Genomic DNA, 21,719 nt, shown 5'->3' on the forward strand with positions numbered 1-21,719 from the left:
CGCGCACCCGTCGGGGTAGCCTTCCCTTTGCCTCATCCGGCCGCGTCCATGCCCGTCCGCTTCGCCCATCTCCATCTGCACAGCGAATATTCGCTGGTCGATTCGACCATCCGCATCAAGCAGCTGGTCGCCGCGTGCGCGCGCGCGGGTATGCCGGCCGTCGCGCTGACGGATGAGAACAACCTCTTCGGCCTGGTGAAGTTCTACAAACAGTGTACGGCGGCCGGCATCAAGCCGATCGCGGGCTGCGACATCTGGGTGTCGAGCCCCGACGATCCCCGTCCCTGGCGACTCACCCTGCTCTGTCAGGACCGCGACGGGTACCTGAACCTCTCGCGTCTCGTCTCGCGCGCCTGGCGCGAGGGCCAGGGCTCCGGGCGGGCGCTGGTCGAGGCCACCTGGATGCATCCGGAAAGCGTGCGCGGCCTCATCGCCATCGCCGGACGCGAAAGCGAGGTTGCGCGCGCGGCGCTCGGCTCGGGCCTGCCCGCCGCCGGACAACGCCTCGAATCGCTGCGGCGGCTCTTCCCCGACCGGCTCTACCTCGAACTCACCCGCACCGGCCGCGAGAACGAGGAGCTCTGGGTGCGCGCGGCGATGGCGCTGGCCGGCGACTACGCGCTGCCGGTCATCGCCAGCAACGACGTGCGCTTCCTCGAACGCGAAGGCTTCGAGGCCCACGAGGCACGCACCTGCATCAACCAGGGTCGCGTCCTTGCCGATCCCAAGCGTCCGCGCGACTACAGCGAGGAGCAGTACTTCAAGTCCCCGGAAGAGATGGAAGCGCTGTTCGCCGACATCCCCGAGGCGTTGGAGAATACCGTCGAACTGGCGCGGCGCTGCAACCTGGAGCTGTCCTTCGGCACGTATTACCTGCCGAACTTCCCGGTGCCCGAGGGGCACACGCTCGATACCTTCATCCGCGAACAGGCGCAGAAGGGCCTCGAGGAGCGCCTGGCCACCAACCCGCTCGCACCGGGCAAGACGCTCGAGGACTACCAGGCCCGGCTCGACCGCGAGGTCGACGTCATCATCCGCATGGGCTTCCCCGGCTACTTCCTGATCGTGGCCGACTTCATCAACTGGGGTAAGCAGAATGGCATCCCGGTCGGTCCGGGACGCGGCTCGGGCGCCGGCTCGCTGGTTGCGTGGGTACTCAAGATCACCGATCTGGATCCGCTCCAGTTCGAACTGCTGTTCGAGCGCTTCCTGAATCCCGAACGCGTGTCGATGCCCGACTTCGACATCGACTTCTGCATGGATCGCCGCGACGAGGTCATCGACTACGTCGCGCGCAAGTACGGCCGCGACCACGTCAGCCAGATCATCACCTACGGCTCGATGGCGGCGAAGGCCGTGCTACGCGACTCCGGCCGCGTGCTCGGCATGGGTTACGGCCAGGTCGATCGCCTCGCGAAGCTCATTCCGAACCGGCCGCTCGACCTTACGCTGTCCGACGCGCTCGGCCGCTCCGAAAAATCGAAGAAGGAGCCGGATCGCGTCGTCAAGGATTTCTGCGATATCTACGATGCCGAGGAAGAGGCGCGCGCACTCATCGACCTCGCGCTGAGCCTCGAAGGCCTCACGCGCAACGCCGGCAAGCACGCGGGCGGCGTCGTCATCGCGCCCACGCCGCTGACCGACTTCGCGCCGCTGTACTGCGAACCGAGCGGCGAAGGCGTCGTCACGCAATACGACAAGGACGACGTGGAGGCCGTGGGCCTCGTGAAGTTCGACTTCCTCGGCCTGCGCACTCTCACGATCATCGACTGGGCCGTCAAGGCGATCAACAAGCGGCGCGAGCGCGAAGGCGTCGAGCCGCTGGTGATCGAATCGCTGCCGCTGGACGATCCCAAGGTCTACGACCTCCTGAAGAAGGCGCAGACCGTCGCCGTCTTCCAGCTCGAATCCCGCGGCATGCAGGGCATGCTCAAGGATGCCCAGGCCGACCGCTTCGAGGACATCATCGCGCTCGTGGCGCTGTACCGCCCCGGCCCCATGGACCTCATCCCCAGTTTCTGCGCGCGCAAGCACGGCAAGGAGGCGGTGGACTATCCCGATCCGCGCGTCGAACCCATCCTGAAAGAGACCTACGGCATCATGGTCTACCAGGAGCAGGTGATGCAGATGGCGCAGATCGTCGGCGGCTACACGCTCGGCGGCGCCGACCTGCTGCGCCGCGCGATGGGCAAGAAAAAGCCCGAGGAGATGATCAAGCACCGCGCCACCTTCCGCGAAGGCGCCGCCAAGGACGGGATCGACGGCGACAAGGCCGATGCGATCTTCGACCTCATGGAGAAGTTCGCGGGCTACGGCTTCAACAAGTCGCACGCCGCCGCCTACGCGTTGGTGTCCTACCAGACCGCCTGGCTGAAGGCCCACTATCCCGCCGAGTTCATGGCCGCGACCATCTCGTCGGACATGGACAACACCGAGAAGGCGGTCACCTTCCTCGAAGAAACCCGCGCCATCGGCATCAAGGTGCTGCCCCCGGACGTAAACGCGTCCGAGTGGATGTTCGAGGCCGTGGAGCCAAAGGTCGTGCGTTACGGTCTCGGCGCCATCAAGGGCGTGGGCCAGGGCATCTGCGAAGAGATCGTGGCCGAACGCAAGGCACGCGGTCCGTTCCGCGGCCTGGTCGATTTCTGCCAGCGCGTCGGCTCGAACAAACTCAACAAGCGCACGATGGAAGCGCTGGTGCAGTCGGGCGCGCTGGACGCGCTGGGCGCGAACCGCGCCACGCTGCTCATGCACATTCCCGAGGCGATGCGCGCCGCCGACCAGGAAGCGAAGAACCGCGCTTCCGGCCAGGTCGACATCTTCGGCAACGCGTTCGGCGCCGCGGAGGCACCGAGCATCATCGAACTCTCGGGCTCGGTCCCGGAATGGCCGCTCGAACAACTGCTGCAAGGCGAACACGATACGCTGGGCCATTACCTGTCCGGCCATCCCACCGATCCATGGAAGGCCGAACTGGCGCAGCTGTCCAGCTGCCCCATCGGCGAGATCCCGCAGCGCTACCAGCCGCCGAAGCCGCGGCGCGGGGACGACGACGATAACGCCAGCCGCTTCCGCCGCGGACCGGAAACGCCCTGGACGGTCGCCGGCATGGTGGTCGGCATGCGCAAGCGCGGCGACAGCGACGCCTTCGTGCAGATCGAGGACGCCACCGGCCTGCTCGAAACCAGCTTTTTCCGGGAGGTGTTCACCGACGCCGCTCCGCTGCTCACGCGCGGCAACCTGATCGTCGTGGAAGGCGGCCTGCGCATCGACGACTTCGCCGGCGGCTACCAGCTGCGTGCACGCAAGGCATACGCCCTCTCCGACGCGATGGAGCATTTCGGCAAGCTACTCACCGTAAAGCTCAATGGCATCGGGCCGGACTTCCCGCAGCACCTGCGCCAGGCCCTCATGGGCTACCGCGGAGGGCGCACGCCGCTGCTGCTCGCGGGCTATCGCAACGACACGGGCCAGGCCAGCTTCGAACTCGGCGACGCCTGGCGGGTGCGTGCCCTGCCCGACCTGCTGCGCACGCTGCGCACGTTGCCGGGTGTGCTGGGTACCGAGCTGCGCATGGTGCGTCCCTCCGACTGAAGACCGCCGCCCGCTTCGCACGGACGGCGGTGGCGCAAGCTCAGAAGGTCGCGTCGCCATTTGACTTCAATCGTCAGGGTGATTGGGCTTACATAGAGCAAGAGCCATTCCTACAAGGCTAAGCGATCAGCTGACGCTCCCGAAGCACGTCGACGATCCGCGCCGCGAGGGATGCCGGCCTCTGCTCCGCACCGTCCAGGCGAAGGTCGGGGGCTTCGGGCACTTCATAAGGATCGCTGATGCCGGTGAAGTGCTTGAGCACGCCCGCACGTGCCTGCGCATACAGCCCCTTGCTATCGCGCGCTTCGCAAACATCGAGAGCGGTACTGACATGCACCTCGATGAAGTCGCCGTGCGCTTCGACCAGCGCGCGGGCCGCCGCGCGGTCTTCGGCATAGGGAGCGATCGGCGCGCAGATGGCGATGCCGCCATGGCGGACGACTTCCGATGCGACGTAGGCGATCCTGAGGATATTGGCGGAACGGTCGGCACGCGAAAACCCGAGGCCCGCCGACAAGGTTTTACGTACCTCGTCACCGTCGAGCATGCTCACCTGCCGTGCGGTGTTTTCGAGGATGACCGCCATGAGCGCTTGCGCGATGGTCGATTTGCCTGCGCCGGAAAGCCCGGTGAAAAAGATGGCGCACCCCCGGTTCTCCGGACGCGGGAACCGCTGCCGGAGGATGGCTTCCACTTCCGGATAGGTGAACCATTCCGGGAGGGTGCTGCCCTCACGGAGATGCCTGCGCAGCTCGGTTCCCGAGACGTCGCTCACGGCTTCGCCCGCGTGCAGCTCATCGGTGGAGACATAAGCCTGCCGTCCCGGCGAATACACCATGGGCGCAAAGGGGACGACAGCGATGCCCAGCTCCTCGGCGTGCGCCTGGACCAGGGCCTGCGCGGCCAGCGGCTGGTAGAACGGCCGCCCCGATGCATCCTTCCCGGGGCCGGAATGATCGCGCCCGACGATGAAGAAGTTCGCGCCGAAGTTCTTTCGGATGATCGCGTGCCAGAGCGCTTCGCGTGGGCCAGCCATGCGCATGGCCAGCGGCAGCACCGACAGCTTTACCGCTTCCGGCGGGTAGTGCGCCAGCAGCGCACGGTAGCAGCGGACGCGGGTGTACATATCGATATCGCCGTCCCGTGTACGCCCGACGACGGGGTGCAGCAGGAGTCTGCCGCCGACAGCCTCCATGGCCCGCCGCACAAGCTCCCCGTGCGCACGATGCAACGGGTTGCGTGTCTGGAAGGCGACGATGCGCTCCCACCCCCTGCCGGCGAACCAGGCTCGCATTTCGCGCGGGGAGGCACGCAGGTCGGTGAAGTCGTGGTGGGCCGGGCGCTGCAAGCCGCGAAGGCGACCGCCGAGGTAGACCTCGCCCCGACGCAGCAGATCGGCGACGCCGGGATGGTGGCGGTCCAGCGTGCCGTAGACCTGGAAGGCTTCCCGGACCTTGTCCGGACGGAAGATATCGGAGAGGGTGAGCACCGCGAGCGCCGTACCCTGGACGTCACGCAGCACGACATCCTGCCCTACCGATAACGATGCCGCGGCGTCTTCGGAGACATCGAGCACGATCGGCATGGGCCAGAGGGTGCCGTCTTCCAGACGGAGGCCGTCGAGCACGGCGTCGTAGTCGGCCTCCCCCATGAAGCCTTCGAGCGGCGAGAACGCACCGTCGAGAAGCAGTTCCAGATCGCAAAGGTGCCGATGATCGAGCAGCACGCCGGGCAGCGTGCCGGATGCGCGCCTCGCCTCGAGCGCCTCCGCCTCCGGCAGGTACAGTTCCTTGAGCACGCCGCCATGCGGCTCGACCGGCGTAGTCAAACGATGGTCACCTGGTTGACGTTGTTCTTCGGATCCGCCCAGAACGCTTCGTTGGCAAAACGCCCGAAAACCTCGCGTGGCAGGACAGGCGCGCGCTCGACGGCCTCGACCCTGGCGCGGACGGCGTGCAATCCCGGCATGCCCACGCGCGCATCGAATTCGTCGGCGCTGTACGCGATGTCGTCGAAGTCGTGCTCGAACCAGGGCTCGCCAAGGAACCGGTACACCGAGCGCATGGCCGCTTCGGGATCGCGTACCAGGCTCTCGTAGGTCAGCAGCAACAGGTGATCGCGCGCGTGCTCGCCGTAGAACGCTTCCTTGGTCGCCTGGTAGGCGAAACCGACCATGCCGCGCGGATCGGTCAGCGCTTCGATCCGCGAATACACCGTCGTATTGGTGTCGAAGCGGAACACCTTGCTGACGCTCACCGGTTGCTTGAGGACCAGCCGCTCCATGCTGTCGAGCACCCAGGCCAGCTGGCGCACGCAGGCGACGACTTTCACCCCGGGGAACAGGGTGTTGAGCAGCCCCATGCGGCTACACCACAGACGGCTCATGTCGAACACCGCTTCGGCGCGGGTATCGACGGCATAGAAATTCTCCACCAGGCCCCGCAGCATGGCCACGCGCTGTTCGTCCGTGACGTCGAAGGCGAAGTCGTTCTTGCTGCTGGCCTCGGCCATGACGACGCCCATGATGTCGGCCACGGGACTGGTCATGCCGGCGCGGAAGCGCGGGTTCTGGTTCAGGATGGCGGCGAGCAAGGTGGTGCCCGCGCGTGGCAGACCGGAGATGAAATGGAACCGGCGCTGTGCTGACATGCGGTGCTTTCCTCTATCGGGGTGCGGGTGCCGTGGATGCACGCAGGCGCATCTGGTAGTCCACTTGGACCATGCGGGGTTCGCCCTTGCCCAGCAGACCGAGCAGAAGCTCCTCCGTGGCTCGCTTGCCCATGTCGCGCACCGGCTGGTGAACGGTCGTGAGCAGGGGCCACACCTGTGTCGCGATCGTGGTGTCGTCGAAACCGCAGATGGATACCTCCGCCGGTACCGCCACGCCGGCTTCGGCGGCGGCCCATATGGCACCGACGGCCATGTCGTCGTCGGCCGCGAAGATGGCCGTGGGACGCTCTTTCAGGCGCAGGAGCTGACGAGCGGCCTTCACGCCCGATTCGAACGAGAACTGGCCCTGGACCATGTAGTCGGCCCGTTCCGCCAGGCCCGCGCGCTTCAGTCCGTCGCGGTATCCCGCGAGGCGCCACACGCCCGCGCCATGCTTCGGGTCGCCGATGATGTGCGCGATGCGACGGTGTCCCAGCGCGACGAGGTGGTCCACCATCGCCGCGGCGGCCTCGCGTTCCTGAAGGATGACGCCCGCGATGCCCTTGGGCTTGCGCGGCGCGATGGAAGCGAATGGCAGTCCCGTGTCACGCAGGTGCGCAAGCAGCGCCGGATGGTCCGTGATGGGCGGCGTGAGGATCAGGCCGTCGGGGCGGTGCCGCCACAGGATGCCCTCGACGCGTTCCATGAAATCCCGCGCCGTGGAGTCCAGGGGCTGCACCATCATGCTGTACTGCTGCGCCTCGCAGGCCTCCTGTACGCCGGCCTGCACCTCCATGATGTAGCTGGGGGACAGGTTGTCGTAGAGCAGCCCGATCATGAAGGACCGATTGGACGCCAGGCTGCGCGCCGACGTCAGCGGACGGTACTTCAGTTCGGCGACGGCGGCCATCACGCGGTCGCGCACTTCCCTGCGCACGCCCGGTTCCTGGTTGAGCACGCGTGAGACGGTCTTCTTCGACGTATCGGACGCACGAGCCACATCGTTGATGGTCACGCGCGACATGAAGGCCTCTTCAATGCTTCGTTCCCCGGACGACTCCCGCGGCGACCTGCTCCGCGGGCGTGTTCCAACCGGATACCTCGACCACCGTACCGGCCGTGCCTTGCGCCGGGTAGCGCGCCGTGAGCACGACGGACTCGCCGGGCCAGAGCGTGACGTCATTGTCAGACCACCTCACGGGCAGCGCAAGCTCGCCCTTCGCGCCGCGGCGAATGGCCAGGTGCTCCTGCACGGCGGCCGAGGGCGACGACGAGGGGATGGAAAGCGTCACCGTGGCGACCTCGTCGGCACCCTCGCGAGCAACGGAGGCATGGACCTCGCGGGTCGCCTTCGGCAAGGACGCCAGGGCGGTGAAATCGCCGTACTGCGTCACCGGCGTGAGATACCAGTTCGACGTCGCCCAGTCGAGTTCGTCCTGGCGCGTGGACAGCCAGTAGACATTCCGGCTCACGGGCTTCCCGTCGGCGGCGGCGAGTTCCAGCTCGACGAAATAGACCGGGGACAATCCCGCGACCGGCGGCAGGTCGAGCACCGGCTGCGCACGATTGCCCGGGAGTTCGATACGCGGCACCTGCTTCTCATAGCGCACGCTCCCGTCGAGGTTGCGGACCTTTACCGAAGCCCGCAGCCCATGGCGTTCGTCCAGCGTGTGGTTCACCACCACGATGGAACGCGAGTCGTACGAGTACTGGATGTGCACCGGTTCGTTGGCCTTCTTGGCACCGTAGTACGCACCGGCCGGATTCAGGTAGTAGTCGTAAAGGTGCCAATGCAGCGACGGCCAGGCGTTGTTGAGCATCCAGTAGATGACCCCGGTGGCGGGGTTCGCCGCCCCCATGCGTGCGTTGAAGGCTTCGAATTGCGCGCGCACGTTGTCGTAGTTGTCGAGCTGGGCCTTCGCCACGTAGTCGGCGAGGCCGGTGGGCGCGCCGTAGCGCTCCGCCAGCGCTGTGTCGAACGGGGTGAGCACGGCGAACGTCGACCAGTCGGCCGAGGCGTGATACTGCCGGGCCTCGGGATACTTCCATAGGGCCTCCTGCTCTTGCGCCGAGAGCATGCGCTGCACGTCCTCGAGCCGCGGAATAACCGCGCCGGCGCTGACTTCCGAATCGAAGCCGAACGCCGCGCCGAGCTTGTCCGCGTACCAGTACGACGGCGGAATCCAGTCGTACGGGCCCGCCATCTTCATGCCGGACGGGCCGGCCTCGGCCGTCTTCTCGTCCACGGCGGCGGAGATGATGGGCAACGACCAGCCTTCGGCGCGGAGCGTGTCCGTGTACATCTTCGCGAGCTTCGGCGGCGGTGCGTGGTCGCTGCCGATGTAGAAGCCGATCACCGAGGGATGGTTGCGCAGCAGGCGGGCCTCGCTGGCCATGGAAGCCTGCGCCACGCGCATGTCGGCATCGGTCCAGGGCTCGCCGCCCGTCTTCGCGGCGGCTTCCCATTTGTCGCAACATTCCCAGCCGGGCAGGACGAGGATGCCGTGACGGTCGGCCAGGTCGTAGAACCGGTCGCTCTCCAGCTTGCCTTCGCTACGGATGGCGTTGATGCCGAGGTTCGCCACATAGCCGAACTCGGCCTCCATGCGCGCGGGATCGTCGCGCAGGAACATGTCGGGCGCCCAGCCGCCGCCGCGTATCAGCAGGGGCTGCCCGTTCACGATGAACTGGCGATAGCCCTGGCGGGTGAGCGTGGACTCGACACGGCGCACGCCGAAGCTCGTCTCCGCCCGATCCGACAGTGCGCCGTCGACCGTCGCGGTCACCGCCATCCGGTACAGGGGGTGCTCGCCCATGCCGATGGGCCACCACACCTTGGGACGGTCCAGCGTCACGGCCGGTGTCGATCCGGAGGCGAAGGACACGACCTTCGCCTCGCCTGGGGCGAGACGCACCGTCTGCCGCACCGGCGCATCGGCGACCGTACCCGAGACGGTGGTTTCGTGCGGCACCGTATCCAGGTTCGTCGCCGTGACGGTCACGGCCAGGGTCGCCTGCCCGAGGTCTGCCGACAACGTCGGGGCGACGTACGGCGCACTCAGCGCCACGGGGCCGGTCTGGACGACATCCACGCCGCGCCAGGGGCCCATGTTGTTGTCCGGCGGCGTGGGGTTCCAGTCCACCCAGCCGATGGACAGGCTCATTCGCGGGTCGCCGGGGTAAACCTTCAGGGCGACGGCATTGGCGCCGGCGCGCACCCAATGCGTCACGTCGATGTCGTGCACGGGATAGGCTCCCGCGAGGTCCGCATGGTCGGCGACCTTCTGCCCGTTCACCCAGAGGTCCGCGCTCGCGATGATGCCGCGGGTGCGCAGCAAGGTGTGTCGCGTCCCGGCGGCCTTCGCCAGGGTAAAGCCCGCGCGGTACCACCACGGCGTCACGAACAGGTTGCCGCTCGCGTCGGGTACCTGCACGGCGCGAAGGTTGTCGCTGTGGAACACGTCGAACTTGAAGACGTCGTTCTCCAGCAACCCGGCCATGACCGTCGCGCGGCCCGTCACCGGGTACCAGTCCTTCGTGGCGAAGCCGCTGGCGGAAATCGCCGCGCCGTCCTCCTGCGCTTTCGCGATGTCCTGGATCTGCCAGTGGCCGATCGGACTGACGGTGCCCGCCTCCGCGGCGACGCGCGTATCGGCATAGGTGGTGCGGGCCATCGCCACCGGGCCGGAGCCCAGGCCCATCGCGACGACGGCGGCAAGGACGATTCTCTGCATGGCGTCAATGCTCCCCGGTGGCAGTGCGCTGGATATCGAGCGATGCGAAAGGCCATGCGTCGTTCACCCGCGCCCACAGCGCGAAGACCACCAGGCCGGCGACGATCCATGCACCCGAAAGCAGCAGCGACAGCGCCGAAGCGGACACGTAGACGTACACCCAGCCCACCAGCGCGATGATGCAAGGTACCGGATAAAGCCATTGCCTGTAAGGCCGATGCAACTGTGGCTCCCTGCGGCGCAGGACGACGAGGGCGACGATCTGGGCGAGGGACTGCACCAGGATGGTCGCGGTCAGCAGCATGTTGATGACCTCGGTCAGGTCGAAGAAGGTGCCGATGGCCGTGACCGTGCCCATGGTCAGCAAGGCGACGTGAGGGAAGCCGTCCTTCGCATGGAGCCGGCCGAACGTCGAAAGGAAGACCTTGTCCCGCGCCGCCTCGAACGGCACGCGCGAGCCGCCGAGCAGGCCGGTGAAGACCGAGGCAAGCGCGGTGACGATGATGAGGGCGGTCATCACCGAGGCGGCCGCGTGCCCCCAGCTGCGTTCCACCACCAGCGACGCGACGGACTTGGACGTCGCGATCTCCTGCCACGGGGCCACCCCGAGCACGCTGATGTTGAGGAGCAGGTAGACCACCATCATCGCCGTGATCGAGATGATGATGGTACGCGGCATGGTATGCCCGGGATCGCGCAACTCGTCGCCGATATACGCCGTCGTGTTGTAGCCCAGGTAGTCGTAGACACCGATGATGAGGCCTGCCCCGAGCCCGGCGAAGAAGCGGGGGCCGAACGCGCCCGGCGGGAAGTCGAAGGCGAGCCTGGCGTCGAAGTGCGAGAACCCGGCGGCCGCCACGCCGACGATCGAGACCAGCATGATCGCCCACAGGGCGATGGTGATGACACGCACCGATTCGATCCGGCGGTACAGCATCCACGTCACCAGCACCGTCGCCGCCACGCCGACGAGGTGCGAGGTCCACCAGCCCATGCCGGGAAAGAAGAATTGCAGGTACTCCACCATGCCGATGATGCCCGTGGACATCAGCAGGGGGATGGCGAGCAGCATCGTCCAGATGAAGAGGAACGGCATGAGCTTGCCGGTACGTTCCTGGAAGGCCCTCCGGAGATACACATAGGTGCCGCCGGAGCCTGGCATGGCCGCGCCCAGCTCGGCCCACACCAGCCCGTCGGCCATGGCCAGCAGGGCGCCCACGATCCACCCGACGATGGCCTGCGGACCGCCCATCGCCGCCACCATCAGCGGAATGGTGATGAACGGGCCGATCCCGCACATCTGCGTCATGTTGATGGCGGTGCCCGAGAAGACACCGATCGACCGATGGAAGTGACGCTCGCTCATGGGTTCCCCTACCACTGGCCGCGGATGCCGAACATGAACATGCGCTCGGAGAATGTCGAGTGCCCGGGCTGGTCCTTCCACGTCAGGTAATAACGCTGGTATTCGTTCGTCAGGTTCGTGCCGTTGAGGAATACTTCCAGCTGCTTGGCGAATTTATACGAGATGGACGCATCGATGTATTCCTGCGGAGCCTCGTACATCTCGAGGCCCGTGATGCCGCCGACACTATCGGCCACTGCGCGTCGCGAGCGGTAGTTGTACGCCACGCGGGCCTGGAAGCGATCGTCCTGGTACCAAAGAATGACGTTACCGGATTTGGTCGAATTGTCCTGGAACGGGATCTTCTTGCCGGCCAGATCCTTCTCGCCGGAGTTGCTGGGCGCGTACGTGGCATTCAGTTCCATGCCCGTCTTCGAGAGGATGCCCGGCAGGAAAGTGAAGCCCTGGCGGTAATCGAACTCAGCACCCTTGATGCTGTTGCCCGTGCCCTGCACGGGCTCGGTGATGACGATGCAGTGATTGCGCACCACGCCGTCCTCGTCGGGCAGCGTGCAGTTGGTCACGCTGCCGTTCTTGATGAAGCTGTCCACGTTGATGCGGAACAGCGCCAGGCTGACCATGCTGGTGGGATTGATGTACCACTCCGCCGAGGCGCCGAAGTTGGTGGAGCGCCAGGGGTCGAGGTTCGGGTTGCCGGAGGACGTACCGTTGGCGACGCGGAACACGGGCCCATCGGGCGTCTCGGCCAGCGAGTAGTTCAATTGCAGGCCGCCGCCCCAGGTGCTCAGGTCCAGCGGCATCATGTTCTTCGAATACGCCAGGCGGAATTTCAGGCTGTCGGTCACGTCCAGGGCGAAGTTCGCCGAGGGCAGCACGTCCTGGTACGAGCGTTTGGTGATATCCCTGCCCACGTCCTCCGGTTCGTCGCCATAGGCACCCGGGTCGCCGCTGAGGTGCTGCGTCACGTCGAGCTTGCTGCGGATGAGGCGCACGCCCACGTTGCCGCTGTAGGGCATGTCGCCGATCATCCCGTTGAAGTCGCCCTGCAGGTAACCCGATAGTTCCTTGAGTCGCACGCCCCAGGTGGTACCGGGTTCGCCCACCCGCACGGTATCCGGGTACAGCGACTTCCAGTAAGCCTCCGGGTTCTTCATGGCATCGGGGTCGATCGCCCAGAAGTCGATGCCGGAACCGAGCAGGTTGCGATAAGCCTTGAAATTGTTTGCCAGCGGCCCGGCGGTATTCGGCATGGAGATGGCCGACAACGGGCCCGCACGGAAGTAGCCCTGGTCGTTACCGGCGGTACACGAACCACTGTTCAACACCACGTCGGCGCCGACGTAGCGCACCAGGCAGCCGTTCGGATCGCTCGCACCCATCCCGGCATATACCGGCGTTTCGAACGTCCAGCCCTTGTTGCCCGCATCGCGGATGCTGTTGCGCACGCCGAACTCGAGCTTGAACCCATCGTTGAAGTCGAACTTGCCGTCGAAGCGCAAGGCGTTGAGGGCCACCTTGCGGTCATAGTTGCCGGACGATTCGAGCGTCTTCATGGTCCAGGCGGCAGGGTCCGCGAACGCCGCCGCCAGTTCCGCCGGCGTGCTGATCTTGAGGTATCGGCCACGGAAGTCGGCCACGATGGGAAGGGTGTTCTGCGGGATGCCCCTGGGATTGAACACGCGGTTGCCGCCCAGTTCCTCGGGATACACCATCGTCCCGGGCGGCACCGCGTCGTCGGGCACGCCGTCCTTCAGCACGTTGGGCCACAGGGCGCCGTCCGAATCGGAGATATTGACGTCGGTTTCCTGCAGGGACTGCGACGCCGTGTCATGGATGCCGCGGAGCGAGGCGGTGAAGGGACCGCCGTTGTCGTAGTCCAGCTGCAGGTTCAGGTTCTTCGCCACGGAGAACTTGCGGATCATCGACGAATACGATTCGACGTCCCCCGGCCACTTCCGGTAGACCTGCGTGGTGTAGATATTCGACCCTTCCCAGCCGGGCTCGGGCGTGCCGTACGAACCGAGCGCCGGCCGGCCGGTATCCCTCGACTGCAGCGGCACGTACGTCGCGCCTTGCCAGTTGGTGGAGTTGAACTGGACACCGACGTTCCGGTCGAACTGGTGCTGCTGCGAGTAGAAGTAATCGCTGGTCAGGCTGAAGCCGTTGCCGATGTCGAACTGGAAGGACGCATTGCCGGACTTCCGCTGGCGCTGGGTGATGATCTGGTTGATGCCGAAGTTCTGGCTCCCCATGAACACGCCGTTCGACCGGCCGTCGCCGTTCACGTCCACGCTGCCATCGGCGTTCTGCACGATCTGCGACGGGATGGGCGCGTCGTTCCATGGCGTGAGGAAGCCGTTGTAGCCGCCGGCGCTCGCGGCGTTCTCGCCGTTGAGCACCACGCCGTACTGGTCCAGGCCTTCGGTGGAGTTCATGCGCCGGGTATCGGAGTAGTCGCCCGATATGAGGAAACCCCAGCGGCCATTGTCGTTATAGGCGAAGAGACCGTTCGCTTCGGGCCCCGTGTGCTTCGTGGTCGAGCCGCGCTCGCCGTTGGCCGAGTAACTGTACGTGAAGCCGGAAGGCAGGTCCCAGGGCCGGTAGGTATGCAGGTCGATCGCACCGCTGATACCCGAATCGGTTTCGTTGGCGGTGGACGATTTGACCACGTCCGCGCCGTGGAACAGCGTCGACGGCAGCATGCTGAAGTCGGGTTGCTGGGAATCGATCTGGTCCGCGGTGATGAACACCTCGCCGTTGAGCATGGTGCCCACCTGCGGCAAGCCGCGAACGTCCACCGACGTACCCACGCCCGCGTCGCGGTTGATCTGCACGCCGGTGATGCGCTGGAGCGAATCGGTGATCGTCGTATCGGGCAGCGCGCCTATGTTCTCGGCGGTGATGCTGTCCTGGATCCTGTCGGCGTCGCGCTTCACGTCGATCGCCTTCATCTGCGACGCGCGGACGCCGGTGACCGTGACGCCGGAGAGATCGACAGCGCTCTTCGGGGCGTTCTTCGCCGGTGCCGAGGGCGGCGCTGCCTGGGTGGCCGTCGCCTGGGCGGGTGGCGCGTCCTGCTGCACGTCGAAGAAGGTGGAAGCGCCTGCCGACGTCGCGGCGACGGCGAGCAGTGTCGCCGTGATGGCGAACGACAAGGGATGCTTGCGAAGTGCTGTGGACATGAGCCGTGACCTCGTGACTGTTGCCTTTCGGGAACGCCTACTTCGAAAACGAAATCTTTCCCAGCGCCCACTGCCCTTCGCGCGGATCGCCTGTTGCAAACACACATAAGGCATGCACATCCGCCGCGATCGGCGCGGAGAGTCTCGTCTCCAGGTGCCTTTGCCCCTCCGATGACGTGACGCGGCCAAGCGGCAACGTCGCAAGCCGCGGACCGTCGCAACGGCCCGCGTGGATCTCGATGGCATCGTCCGTGCGACGGTTGCCACGCACCACCGCGCCACGGGCTTCGTCGCCGTAGCGCCACGGCAGCTCTTCGGCCGTCACGGCGACGCTCAGGGCGCCCTGCACGTCCACCTTCGGCCACATCCAGCAGGCGTTGCCGATCTCGACCGCGTAGACCGGGCTCGGGCCATGCGCCGGCCGGGCACCTTGCAGGCGCGACGGCGGTTCGCCCGAGCAGGTCTCGAGCGCGCTGCTGTCGCGACGCCATAGCGTGGCCTCGTCCAGCGAGATCGAACGGGCCGCGGCGAGCATGCTGCCGTCGGCTGCGAAGGTGGCGGCTCGCAAAGTGCTGCCCATGGGCAACGTGAGTGGCTGCGTATACGTCGCGGAGGTCGCGACAGGTTCCGTGCCGTCGGTGGTGAACCGGATGTCGCCGCCATCCACCTGGTTGGCAAGCACGACGCGCATTCCGCCGTCCGCCGCGCGCGATATCCCGAACGTCGGCGCGAACGCGCTGTCCGCGGCGCCGATGCCCAGCGCGCGATAGCGGACCATTTCCGCGGGAAGTCTCGCCAGGAATCCGTTCCAGTCGCGGGCCCCGGGCGGCGACCAGCCCAGTTCCGCCAGTGCGGCGATGCGCGGGAAGGCGGCATGCTGCGTGTGCGCGAACGTCTGCATCTGCTCGGCCCAGAGGCCGGCCTGCACGCCGACGACGTGTTTCGCTTCCTCCGGGCCGGTGCCCGGAGGCACCAGCTGCGTGTCATAAGCCTGGCGCAGCGTCACTTCGGGCGGCGGCCCCGCCCATTCGTCCGGATGCCCGGACTGCCGATGATCGAAGTACAAGGACTCCTGCGGCGTCATGACCACGTCGTGACCCTGCCGCAAGGCAGCGAGCGCCACGCGCTCGTCGTGGTCGCCGTGCCAGGACATCACTACCTGAGCGCGGGGCAGCGCGACGCCGGCGGCGACTTCGTCATCCCAGCCCACCGGCGTGCGCCCATGGTCGAGAAGGTACGTGGCGACCTGCTGCATGAACCAGCCTTGCAGCTCGTCCATGTTGGCGAGCTTCAACGCCTTCATCTGCGCCTTGACCTCGGACGAGGCGTTCCACTGCTGCTTGTCCGCCTCGTCGCCCCCGATGGAGATGTAGCGCGACGGGAACAGGCGCATCGTCTCGTCCATCACGTCGTCGACGAAGCGCAGGGTCTTCGCATTCGGCTTCAGCAGCCAGGGACTCACGCCCCAGTCGGTCCACACGGGCGGGCGCCTGCCCGTCACCCCCAGCCACGGATAGGCGGCGATGGCGGCCTGCGAGTGTCCGGGAAGATCGATCTCCGGCACGACCTCGACATAGCGCGCGGCGGCGTAGCGCACGATGTCGCGGATTTCGGCAGCCGTATAGACCTTGCAGTACGGCCTGGCCCGGCCACCCGACACTTCGCTGTCGTTGCCCACCGCCTCGCGGCAGGCGGCTTTCGTGGAGAGCTCGGGATAGGCCGGAACCGGAAGGCGCCAGCCCTGGTCGTCGGTGAGGTGCCACACGAGCACGTTGAGCTTGTCGAGCGACATCCAGTCGATCAGCCGCTTGATCTCGTCGGCGCTCTGCTCATGCCGGCTGGAGTCGAGCAGCAGGGCGCGCCACGCGAAGCGCGGATGGTCCTCGATGCTGCCATAGGGCACACGCGCCGCGGTGCCAGGCCTCCAGCCCGGCGGCGTCATCAGCTGCCATGCCGTCACGCTGCCGTAGAACGCGCCACGCGCGGTGCGCGCGGTAACGACGATGCCCTGCCCGGTAACGGCAAGCGCATAGCCTTCCTCGCCGACGACGGCCGCGTCGGGACGCACATCGAACGTCACCGCGGCCGGCGCTCCGCTCGCGACCTTGCGCATCCTCAGGCCGCGAACGCCGGCGATGCGCTGGATGAAGTTGTCCACGACAGCCGCCACGGCGGCGTCGGCCGTTCCGCGCACGGCGACACCCGCACCGTCGCCGATCTCGACGATGCCTGTCCCGGCCGGCTTCGCCATCGCGGGCATCGGCAGCAGCGACCAGGCGGGTGCGGGTACGGATGTGGCGGAAGCGCAGGTCGCGAGCACGCCGACGGCCACGGCCGCCCACGCGAGGAGGAAGCGGCGGCTACGCCTTCCCGGCATGCCCGGCCTCATGCGGCAGCGCCCTCCGTGGGCGCGGCACCGGATAGCGCCCGTTGGCGCATGTACCAACGGGCTGCGCCCTGCACACCATGGCAACCATGCTCGGTGACCCATACCGGCACCTGCGCCAGCAAGGCCCGCACGCTGCGGCCATGCAGGAAGCGCTCTTCAAAAGCACTGCGCTCGAGCAGGTCGAAAAGGGAGGACAGGAAGCCGCCGGCAAGGAAAATGCCGCCGGTCGGCATGGTCGTCATGGCGAGATTGCCGGTGAAGCTGCCGAGGGCCGCGCAGAACAGCGCCACCGCCTCCACCGCGTGCAGGTCGGCGTGCGCCGCGGCCGCGGCCGTGACGGCCTGTGGCGTCGCGAGTCCGGGGACCCTGCCATCGATGGCGCACAGCGCCTCGTATACGGTCAGCAGGCCCGGTCCCGATACGATGTGCTCGACCGGTACGTATCCGCCGCGCGGCGCAAGCCACGCCAGCACCTCGCGCTCGCGCAGCGAGTGCGGCGCGAAGTCCATCTGGCCGGCTTCGGTCGCGAAGACCGCCGCATGGGGCGCGCCGGGCACGTGCACGGCCGCGCCCAACCCCGTGCCCGGGCCGACCACCAGCGACGGTCCCCGGCCAGGAACCGACGGACCGCACAGATGCCTGGCGCTGGCGGCCAACGGCCCCTCGATGGCGTAGGCCAGGGCTTCGAAGTCATTGAGCAGCGCGACCTCGGCCAGGCCGAACGTCGCGCGCAGGACATCGGACCGGACGGGCCAGGCGAGGTTGTCGTTCACTACCTCGTCGCCCATCACCTGGCCGGCGCATGCCAGCACGCAGTGCGAGACCGGCACGTGTACCTCGGCCTCGATGAATGCTTGCAGCAAGGCGGCGAGCGAGGGGAACGCGGCGCAGCGGAAGACGCGGTAGGCGAGCGTCTCGATACCGCCCGGCCGCCCGTCGGTGGCGACGCGCATGAGCGCGACGTGGCCGTTCGTGCCGCCGATATCGCCCGCGAGAAAGTGCATCCCCGATGTCCCCCACCCCTTTTGATCCACGGGTGAATCACCCCGTCCAGGTGCCCCCGCACCGGATTGGTCATCAGGGTGTAACGGGACTGACACCGGTGTCAAGGCATGGCGCAGCAGGGGCGTGGCCCACCTGCGGCTCGTGTCGATTCAGCTACTTAGCCCGTCGGCGCGCGATCCATACCCTTACGCACACCCGCCAGCCCGCCACTCGGTATAATCAGCGGTCTTGCCCGGATCACGCGACTTCATGAATCCCAACTTCCTCGATTTCGAACAACCCATCGCCGAACTGGAAGCCAAGATCGAGGAATTGCGCCATGCCAGCAGCGGGCAGGCGTTCAACATCGACGAGGAAGTCGCTCGTCTGCGCGAGAAGCTGAAGGTCAAGACGGCCGAGATCTTCCGCAACCTCACCCCGTGGCAGATCAGCCAGGTGTCGCGCCATCCGGCGCGTCCGTACACGCTCGACTACATCCAGGGCATGTGCGAGGAGTTCCACGAGCTGAAGGGCGACCGCATGTTCGCGGACGACCAGGCCATCGTGGGCGGCCTTGCGCGCATCAATGGCCGCTCGATCATGATCGTCGGCCACCAGAAGGGCCGCGACACCAAGACCAAGGTCAAGCGCAACTTCGGCATGCCGCGCCCGGAGGGCTACCGCAAGGCGCTGCGCCTGTTCAAGCTGGCCGAGCGCTTCGGCATCCCCGTCTTCACCTTCATCGACACCGCGGGCGCGTGGCCGGGCATCAACGCGGAGGAGCGCGGCCAGTCCGAAGCGATCGCGCGCAACCTGCTCGAGATGGCCGAACTGCGCGTGCCGGTCATCTGCACGGTCACGGGCGAAGGCGGTTCCGGCGGTGCGCTAGCCATCGGCGTGGGCGACCGCACACTGATGCTCCAGTACTCCACCTACTCGGTCATCACGCCCGAAGGCTGCGCCTCCATCCTCTGGAAGAGCGCCGACAAGGCCAAGGACGCCGCCGAGGTCATGGGCCTCACCGCGCCGCGCCTGCTGGAGAACGGCCTGATCGACAAGATCGTGCGCGAACCGCTCGGCGGCGCGCACCGCAATCCGCAGTCCATGGCCGTCCGCCTCAAGGCCGTGCTGCTCAACCAGCTCGACGAACTCGAGGCCCTGCCGGTCGAGGAACTGCTGGAGAAGCGCTACCGGCGCCTGCGTGGCTACGGCGCCTTCACCGAAGGCTGAGCCATGGCGATCACGGGCCTCGCGCATGTGAACGTTCGCGCCTCCGAGGCCATGATCGAGCGCGTGCGTCGCTTCCATGCGGACGTGCTGGGCCTGACGGAGGGCCCGCGCCCACCGTTCCGATCGCGGGGTTACTGGCTCTATGCGGGCTCGCTCGACGTGATGCACCTCACCGTCGATCCGTCGATGGACGACGACGCACCCGCGCGCACCGGCTGGCTGGATCATGTCGCCTTCACCGCCAACGACCTCGAAGCCAGCCTGGCGCGGCTCGAGGCGCACGGCGTGGCCTACCGGGTCGAGCGCGTGCCCGCCTCGGGCGCGGCCCAGGTATTCACGAGAGACCCTGCCGGCATCGCGATCGAGCTGAATTTCGCCGGCTGATCGCTGCCGCGTCATCCCCAAGACGTCGTTCCCCACCCTATAACCCCGGGTAGAACGCGTACCATCGGACATCCGCTGCCTCCGGAGCCCCCTCGATGGCCAACGAAAACACCGCCAAGCTCGCCGTCCTGATCGATGCCGACAATGCACGCCCCATGATCGTCGACGGGTTGCTGGCCGAAGTCGCGAAGTACGGCACCGCACACGTGAAGCGGATCTACGGCGACTGGACAGGGCCGAATCTCGGCGGATGGAAGGCGGCCCTGCTCGATCATTCGATCCAGCCCATCCAGCAATTCGCCTATACCAGCGGCAAGAACGCCACCGACTCGGCGATGATCATCGATGCGATGGACCTGCTCTACGCCGAGCGCTTCGACGGCTTCTGCATCGTCTCCAGCGACAGCGATTTCACGAGGCTCGCCTCGCGCATCCGCGAAGCGGGCCTGATCGTCTACGGGTTCGGCGAACGCAAGACACCGCTTCCATTCGTTTCCGCGTGCGACAAATTCATCTATACCGATCGCCTTGTCGGCACCGTCGACAGCGAGCCGGAAGAACCGAAGGCACGCAAGTCGCCAAGCGAACTGCGCGGCGACACCAAGCTCACCAACCTGTTGCGAAACGCCATCGACGCCGCCTCCGACGAGAACGGATGGGCCGCGCTGAGCACCGTCGGCGGCATCGTCAACAAGCGTTCGCCCGATTTCGATTCGCGCGATTACGGCTATTCGAAGTTCAGCGGCCTCATCAACGCGCTTGGACTGTTCGACATCGAAGACCGCCAGATCGGCAACGCCAAGCATCCCTACGTGCGGAACAAGCCGCGAAGCAAATGAGTTCGCTCCATTGCGTCACTGGTGTAGAACCGCACCGTAAGCGCGCACACCAATCTCGATACCGGCAGTTTGACGCCACTGCAAAAACAATCACGGTCAGAGCCTGGTAAGGCGTCGGCAACGGGATTAGGGCTGGCCCCGGCACGGATGGCTCCCGGCCCGGCATGGCAACGGATACGGCGAATTTTCCGGAACCCTGGCAGTTTAATCGCTGGCCCAAATGCTTCTCCCGACCCCGGTTCTTAGCCCCGCACGTCGGTCCGAGCGCTTGGCATGCACGCATGGTGGTTCCCATAGGCGGCAACGAATCGAGGATCGGTTGCAATGGCGTTATCCGAACCGCCACCCGGGCTCGGCTTCACCCACCACGCCCGCGACCCAGTCGACGAAGGCGCGCACGGTGGGCGACAGGTGGCGGTTGCGCGGGTAGAGCACCGACAGCGGTGCGGAAGGTGCCGCATAGTTCGCCAGGATGCGTTGCAGCTGCCCGCTCTGCAGGTGCTGCCGCACCATGTAGCTACCGGCACGGATGATGCCGAGGCCTTCAATCGCAGACGTCACGTAGGCATCGGTGTCGTTCACGATGAGGCGCTCGGGCATCGAGATGCAGCGGCTCTCGCCGTCCATGACGAAATTCCATTCCAGCGAACGCGCCGTGCGGCTGGAGAGATAGCCGACGGCGTGGTGGTTCGCGAGGTCCTCCAGCGTCTGCGGCGTGCCGTGGCGCGCGAGATACGCTGGCGACGCGCATGTGATCCACTCGAAAGCACCAATGCGTTTCGCCACCAGCGTGGGTGAATCTTCCGGCGTACCGGCACGGATCACGCAGTCGATGCCTTCCTGCACCAGTTCAACGGTGCGGTCACTCGCCGACAACGTGAGCTGCACTTCGGGAAAGCAATCGAGGAACTCACTGACCCGCGGCAGCACGACGAGACGGGCAAGGGAGAGGGTCATGTCGACGCGGAGCCGGCCGCGCGGCTTGCCGGCGCTGCCGGGGAAGCTGGCCTCGACGGATTCGATATCCGCCAGCAGGCGCTTGCACTCGTCGAAGTACACCAGGCCATCGGGGGTGAGGCTGATGTGGCGGGTTGTCCGCTGGAGCAGGCGAACGCCGAGGAAAGCTTCCAGCTCCTTCACCACGCGGGTGACGCGGGATGGCGGCAGCGAAAGGCTTCCTGCTGCCCGGCTGAAGCTCTGCATCTCCACCACGCGGGTGTAGATCTGCATCGACTGGAGGCGATCCATGGGGCGCGACCCTCGGTAGCTTTTATTGCCCAAACGGGCAGTAACACAGGCTCATCTCGAGGCGAATCGGCCCCACGACGCCTGACAATTCTATCGGAGGCAAGAATGTTACCCATTTTC

The 21,719-nt window shown here is 66.5% G+C and carries 13 protein-coding genes; 4 read left to right on the forward strand and 9 right to left on the reverse strand.

Going from position 1 to position 21,719, the window contains the following annotated elements; translation table 11 throughout:
- Nucleotides 1–48 precede the first annotated feature (48 nt).
- On the forward strand, nucleotides 49–3,594 hold the full coding sequence (dnaE, locus tag HBF32_RS15200) for a DNA polymerase III subunit alpha (protein ID WP_166700635.1): 3,546 nt from the start codon (nucleotides 49–51) through the stop codon (nucleotides 3,592–3,594).
- Between the two features lie 118 nt (nucleotides 3,595–3,712).
- On the opposite strand, the gene HBF32_RS15205 is transcribed toward dnaE, so the two are convergent.
- Genes HBF32_RS15205 through HBF32_RS15240 form a run of 8 tightly spaced genes read right to left on the reverse strand, consistent with a single transcriptional unit; the run spans nucleotide 3,713 to nucleotide 17,918 of the window.
- Nucleotides 3,713–5,422 carry a bifunctional sulfate adenylyltransferase/adenylylsulfate kinase gene (locus tag HBF32_RS15205; RefSeq protein ID WP_240148011.1) on the reverse strand — a complete coding sequence of 570 codons (1,710 nt, stop codon included), beginning with the start codon at nucleotides 5,420–5,422 and terminating at the stop codon, nucleotides 3,713–3,715.
- Complete coding sequence (locus tag HBF32_RS15210; RefSeq protein WP_166700636.1) at nucleotides 5,419–6,243, reverse strand: sulfotransferase family protein; 825 nt, start codon at nucleotides 6,241–6,243, stop codon at nucleotides 5,419–5,421. Before HBF32_RS15210 ends, HBF32_RS15205 begins: the two co-directional genes overlap by 4 nt.
- A 13-nt stretch (nucleotides 6,244–6,256) precedes the next feature.
- On the reverse strand, nucleotides 6,257–7,267 hold the full coding sequence (locus HBF32_RS15215; protein ID WP_166700637.1) for a LacI family DNA-binding transcriptional regulator: 1,011 nt from the start codon (nucleotides 7,265–7,267) through the stop codon (nucleotides 6,257–6,259).
- 10 nt (nucleotides 7,268–7,277) lie between these two features.
- On the reverse strand, nucleotides 7,278–9,977 hold the full coding sequence (locus HBF32_RS15220; RefSeq protein WP_240148012.1) for a glycoside hydrolase family 2 protein: 2,700 nt from the start codon (nucleotides 9,975–9,977) through the stop codon (nucleotides 7,278–7,280).
- A gap of 4 nt (nucleotides 9,978–9,981) precedes the next feature.
- On the reverse strand, nucleotides 9,982–11,343 hold the full coding sequence (locus tag HBF32_RS15225) for an APC family permease (protein WP_166700638.1): 1,362 nt from the start codon (nucleotides 11,341–11,343) through the stop codon (nucleotides 9,982–9,984).
- A gap of 8 nt (nucleotides 11,344–11,351) precedes the next feature.
- The gene (locus HBF32_RS15230) at nucleotides 11,352–14,525 is read right to left on the reverse strand and encodes a TonB-dependent receptor (RefSeq protein ID WP_166700639.1); all 3,174 of its coding nucleotides are present in this window, start codon (nucleotides 14,523–14,525) and stop codon (nucleotides 11,352–11,354) included.
- A 37-nt stretch (nucleotides 14,526–14,562) separates the two neighbouring features.
- Nucleotides 14,563–16,902: a beta-N-acetylhexosaminidase gene (locus tag HBF32_RS15235; RefSeq protein WP_166700640.1), complete on the reverse strand. Its 2,340-nt coding sequence runs from the start codon at nucleotides 16,900–16,902 to the stop codon at nucleotides 14,563–14,565.
- An 8-nt stretch (nucleotides 16,903–16,910) separates the two neighbouring features.
- Entirely contained in the window at nucleotides 16,911–17,918 is a 1,008-nt protein-coding gene (locus HBF32_RS15240; protein ID WP_166700641.1) for a glucokinase, read from the reverse strand.
- Between the two features lie 250 nt (nucleotides 17,919–18,168).
- Between HBF32_RS15240 and HBF32_RS15245 the strand changes: the two genes are divergently transcribed.
- The 3 genes from HBF32_RS15245 (at nucleotide 18,169) to HBF32_RS15255 (ending at nucleotide 20,351) form a co-directional block, all read left to right on the forward strand.
- On the forward strand, nucleotides 18,169–19,128 hold the full coding sequence (locus HBF32_RS15245) for an acetyl-CoA carboxylase carboxyltransferase subunit alpha (RefSeq protein ID WP_166700642.1): 960 nt from the start codon (nucleotides 18,169–18,171) through the stop codon (nucleotides 19,126–19,128).
- A 3-nt stretch (nucleotides 19,129–19,131) separates the two neighbouring features.
- Nucleotides 19,132–19,512, forward strand: coding sequence for a VOC family protein (locus tag HBF32_RS15250; protein WP_166700643.1), 381 nt, complete (start codon nucleotides 19,132–19,134; stop codon nucleotides 19,510–19,512).
- A gap of 95 nt (nucleotides 19,513–19,607) precedes the next feature.
- Entirely contained in the window at nucleotides 19,608–20,351 is a 744-nt protein-coding gene (locus HBF32_RS15255; protein ID WP_166700644.1) for an NYN domain-containing protein, read from the forward strand.
- Nucleotides 20,352–20,681: 330 nt separating this feature from the next.
- On the opposite strand, the gene HBF32_RS15260 is transcribed toward HBF32_RS15255, so the two are convergent.
- A complete protein-coding gene (locus HBF32_RS15260; RefSeq protein WP_166700645.1) occupies nucleotides 20,682–21,599 on the reverse strand; it encodes a LysR family transcriptional regulator in 918 nt (305 codons plus the stop codon).
- Between the last annotated feature and the right edge of the window lie 120 nt (nucleotides 21,600–21,719).

The organism is Luteibacter yeojuensis, assembly GCF_011742875.1.
GTDB lineage: Bacteria > Pseudomonadota > Gammaproteobacteria > Xanthomonadales > Rhodanobacteraceae > Luteibacter > Luteibacter yeojuensis.

Excerpts from the sequence above, each read along its gene's own strand:
- dnaE (WP_166700635.1), top strand. The coding sequence starts at position 49 with ATGCCCGTCCGCTTCGCCCATCTCCATCTGCACAGCGAATATTCGCTG.
- HBF32_RS15210 (WP_166700636.1), bottom strand. The coding sequence starts at position 6,243 with ATGTCAGCACAGCGCCGGTTCCATTTCATCTCCGGTCTGCCACGCGCG.
- HBF32_RS15215 (WP_166700637.1), bottom strand. The coding sequence starts at position 7,267 with ATGTCGCGCGTGACCATCAACGATGTGGCTCGTGCGTCCGATACGTCG.
- HBF32_RS15220 (WP_240148012.1), bottom strand. The coding sequence starts at position 9,977 with ATGCAGAGAATCGTCCTTGCCGCCGTCGTCGCGATGGGCCTGGGCTCC.
- HBF32_RS15225 (WP_166700638.1), bottom strand. The coding sequence starts at position 11,343 with ATGAGCGAGCGTCACTTCCATCGGTCGATCGGTGTCTTCTCGGGCACC.
- HBF32_RS15230 (WP_166700639.1), bottom strand. The coding sequence starts at position 14,525 with ATGTCCACAGCACTTCGCAAGCATCCCTTGTCGTTCGCCATCACGGCG.
- HBF32_RS15235 (WP_166700640.1), bottom strand. The coding sequence starts at position 16,902 with ATGCCGGGAAGGCGTAGCCGCCGCTTCCTCCTCGCGTGGGCGGCCGTG.
- HBF32_RS15240 (WP_166700641.1), bottom strand. The coding sequence starts at position 17,918 with ATGCACTTTCTCGCGGGCGATATCGGCGGCACGAACGGCCACGTCGCG.
- HBF32_RS15245 (WP_166700642.1), top strand. The coding sequence starts at position 18,169 with ATGAATCCCAACTTCCTCGATTTCGAACAACCCATCGCCGAACTGGAA.
- HBF32_RS15250 (WP_166700643.1), top strand. The coding sequence starts at position 19,132 with ATGGCGATCACGGGCCTCGCGCATGTGAACGTTCGCGCCTCCGAGGCC.
- HBF32_RS15255 (WP_166700644.1), top strand. The coding sequence starts at position 19,608 with ATGGCCAACGAAAACACCGCCAAGCTCGCCGTCCTGATCGATGCCGAC.
- HBF32_RS15260 (WP_166700645.1), bottom strand. The coding sequence starts at position 21,599 with ATGGATCGCCTCCAGTCGATGCAGATCTACACCCGCGTGGTGGAGATG.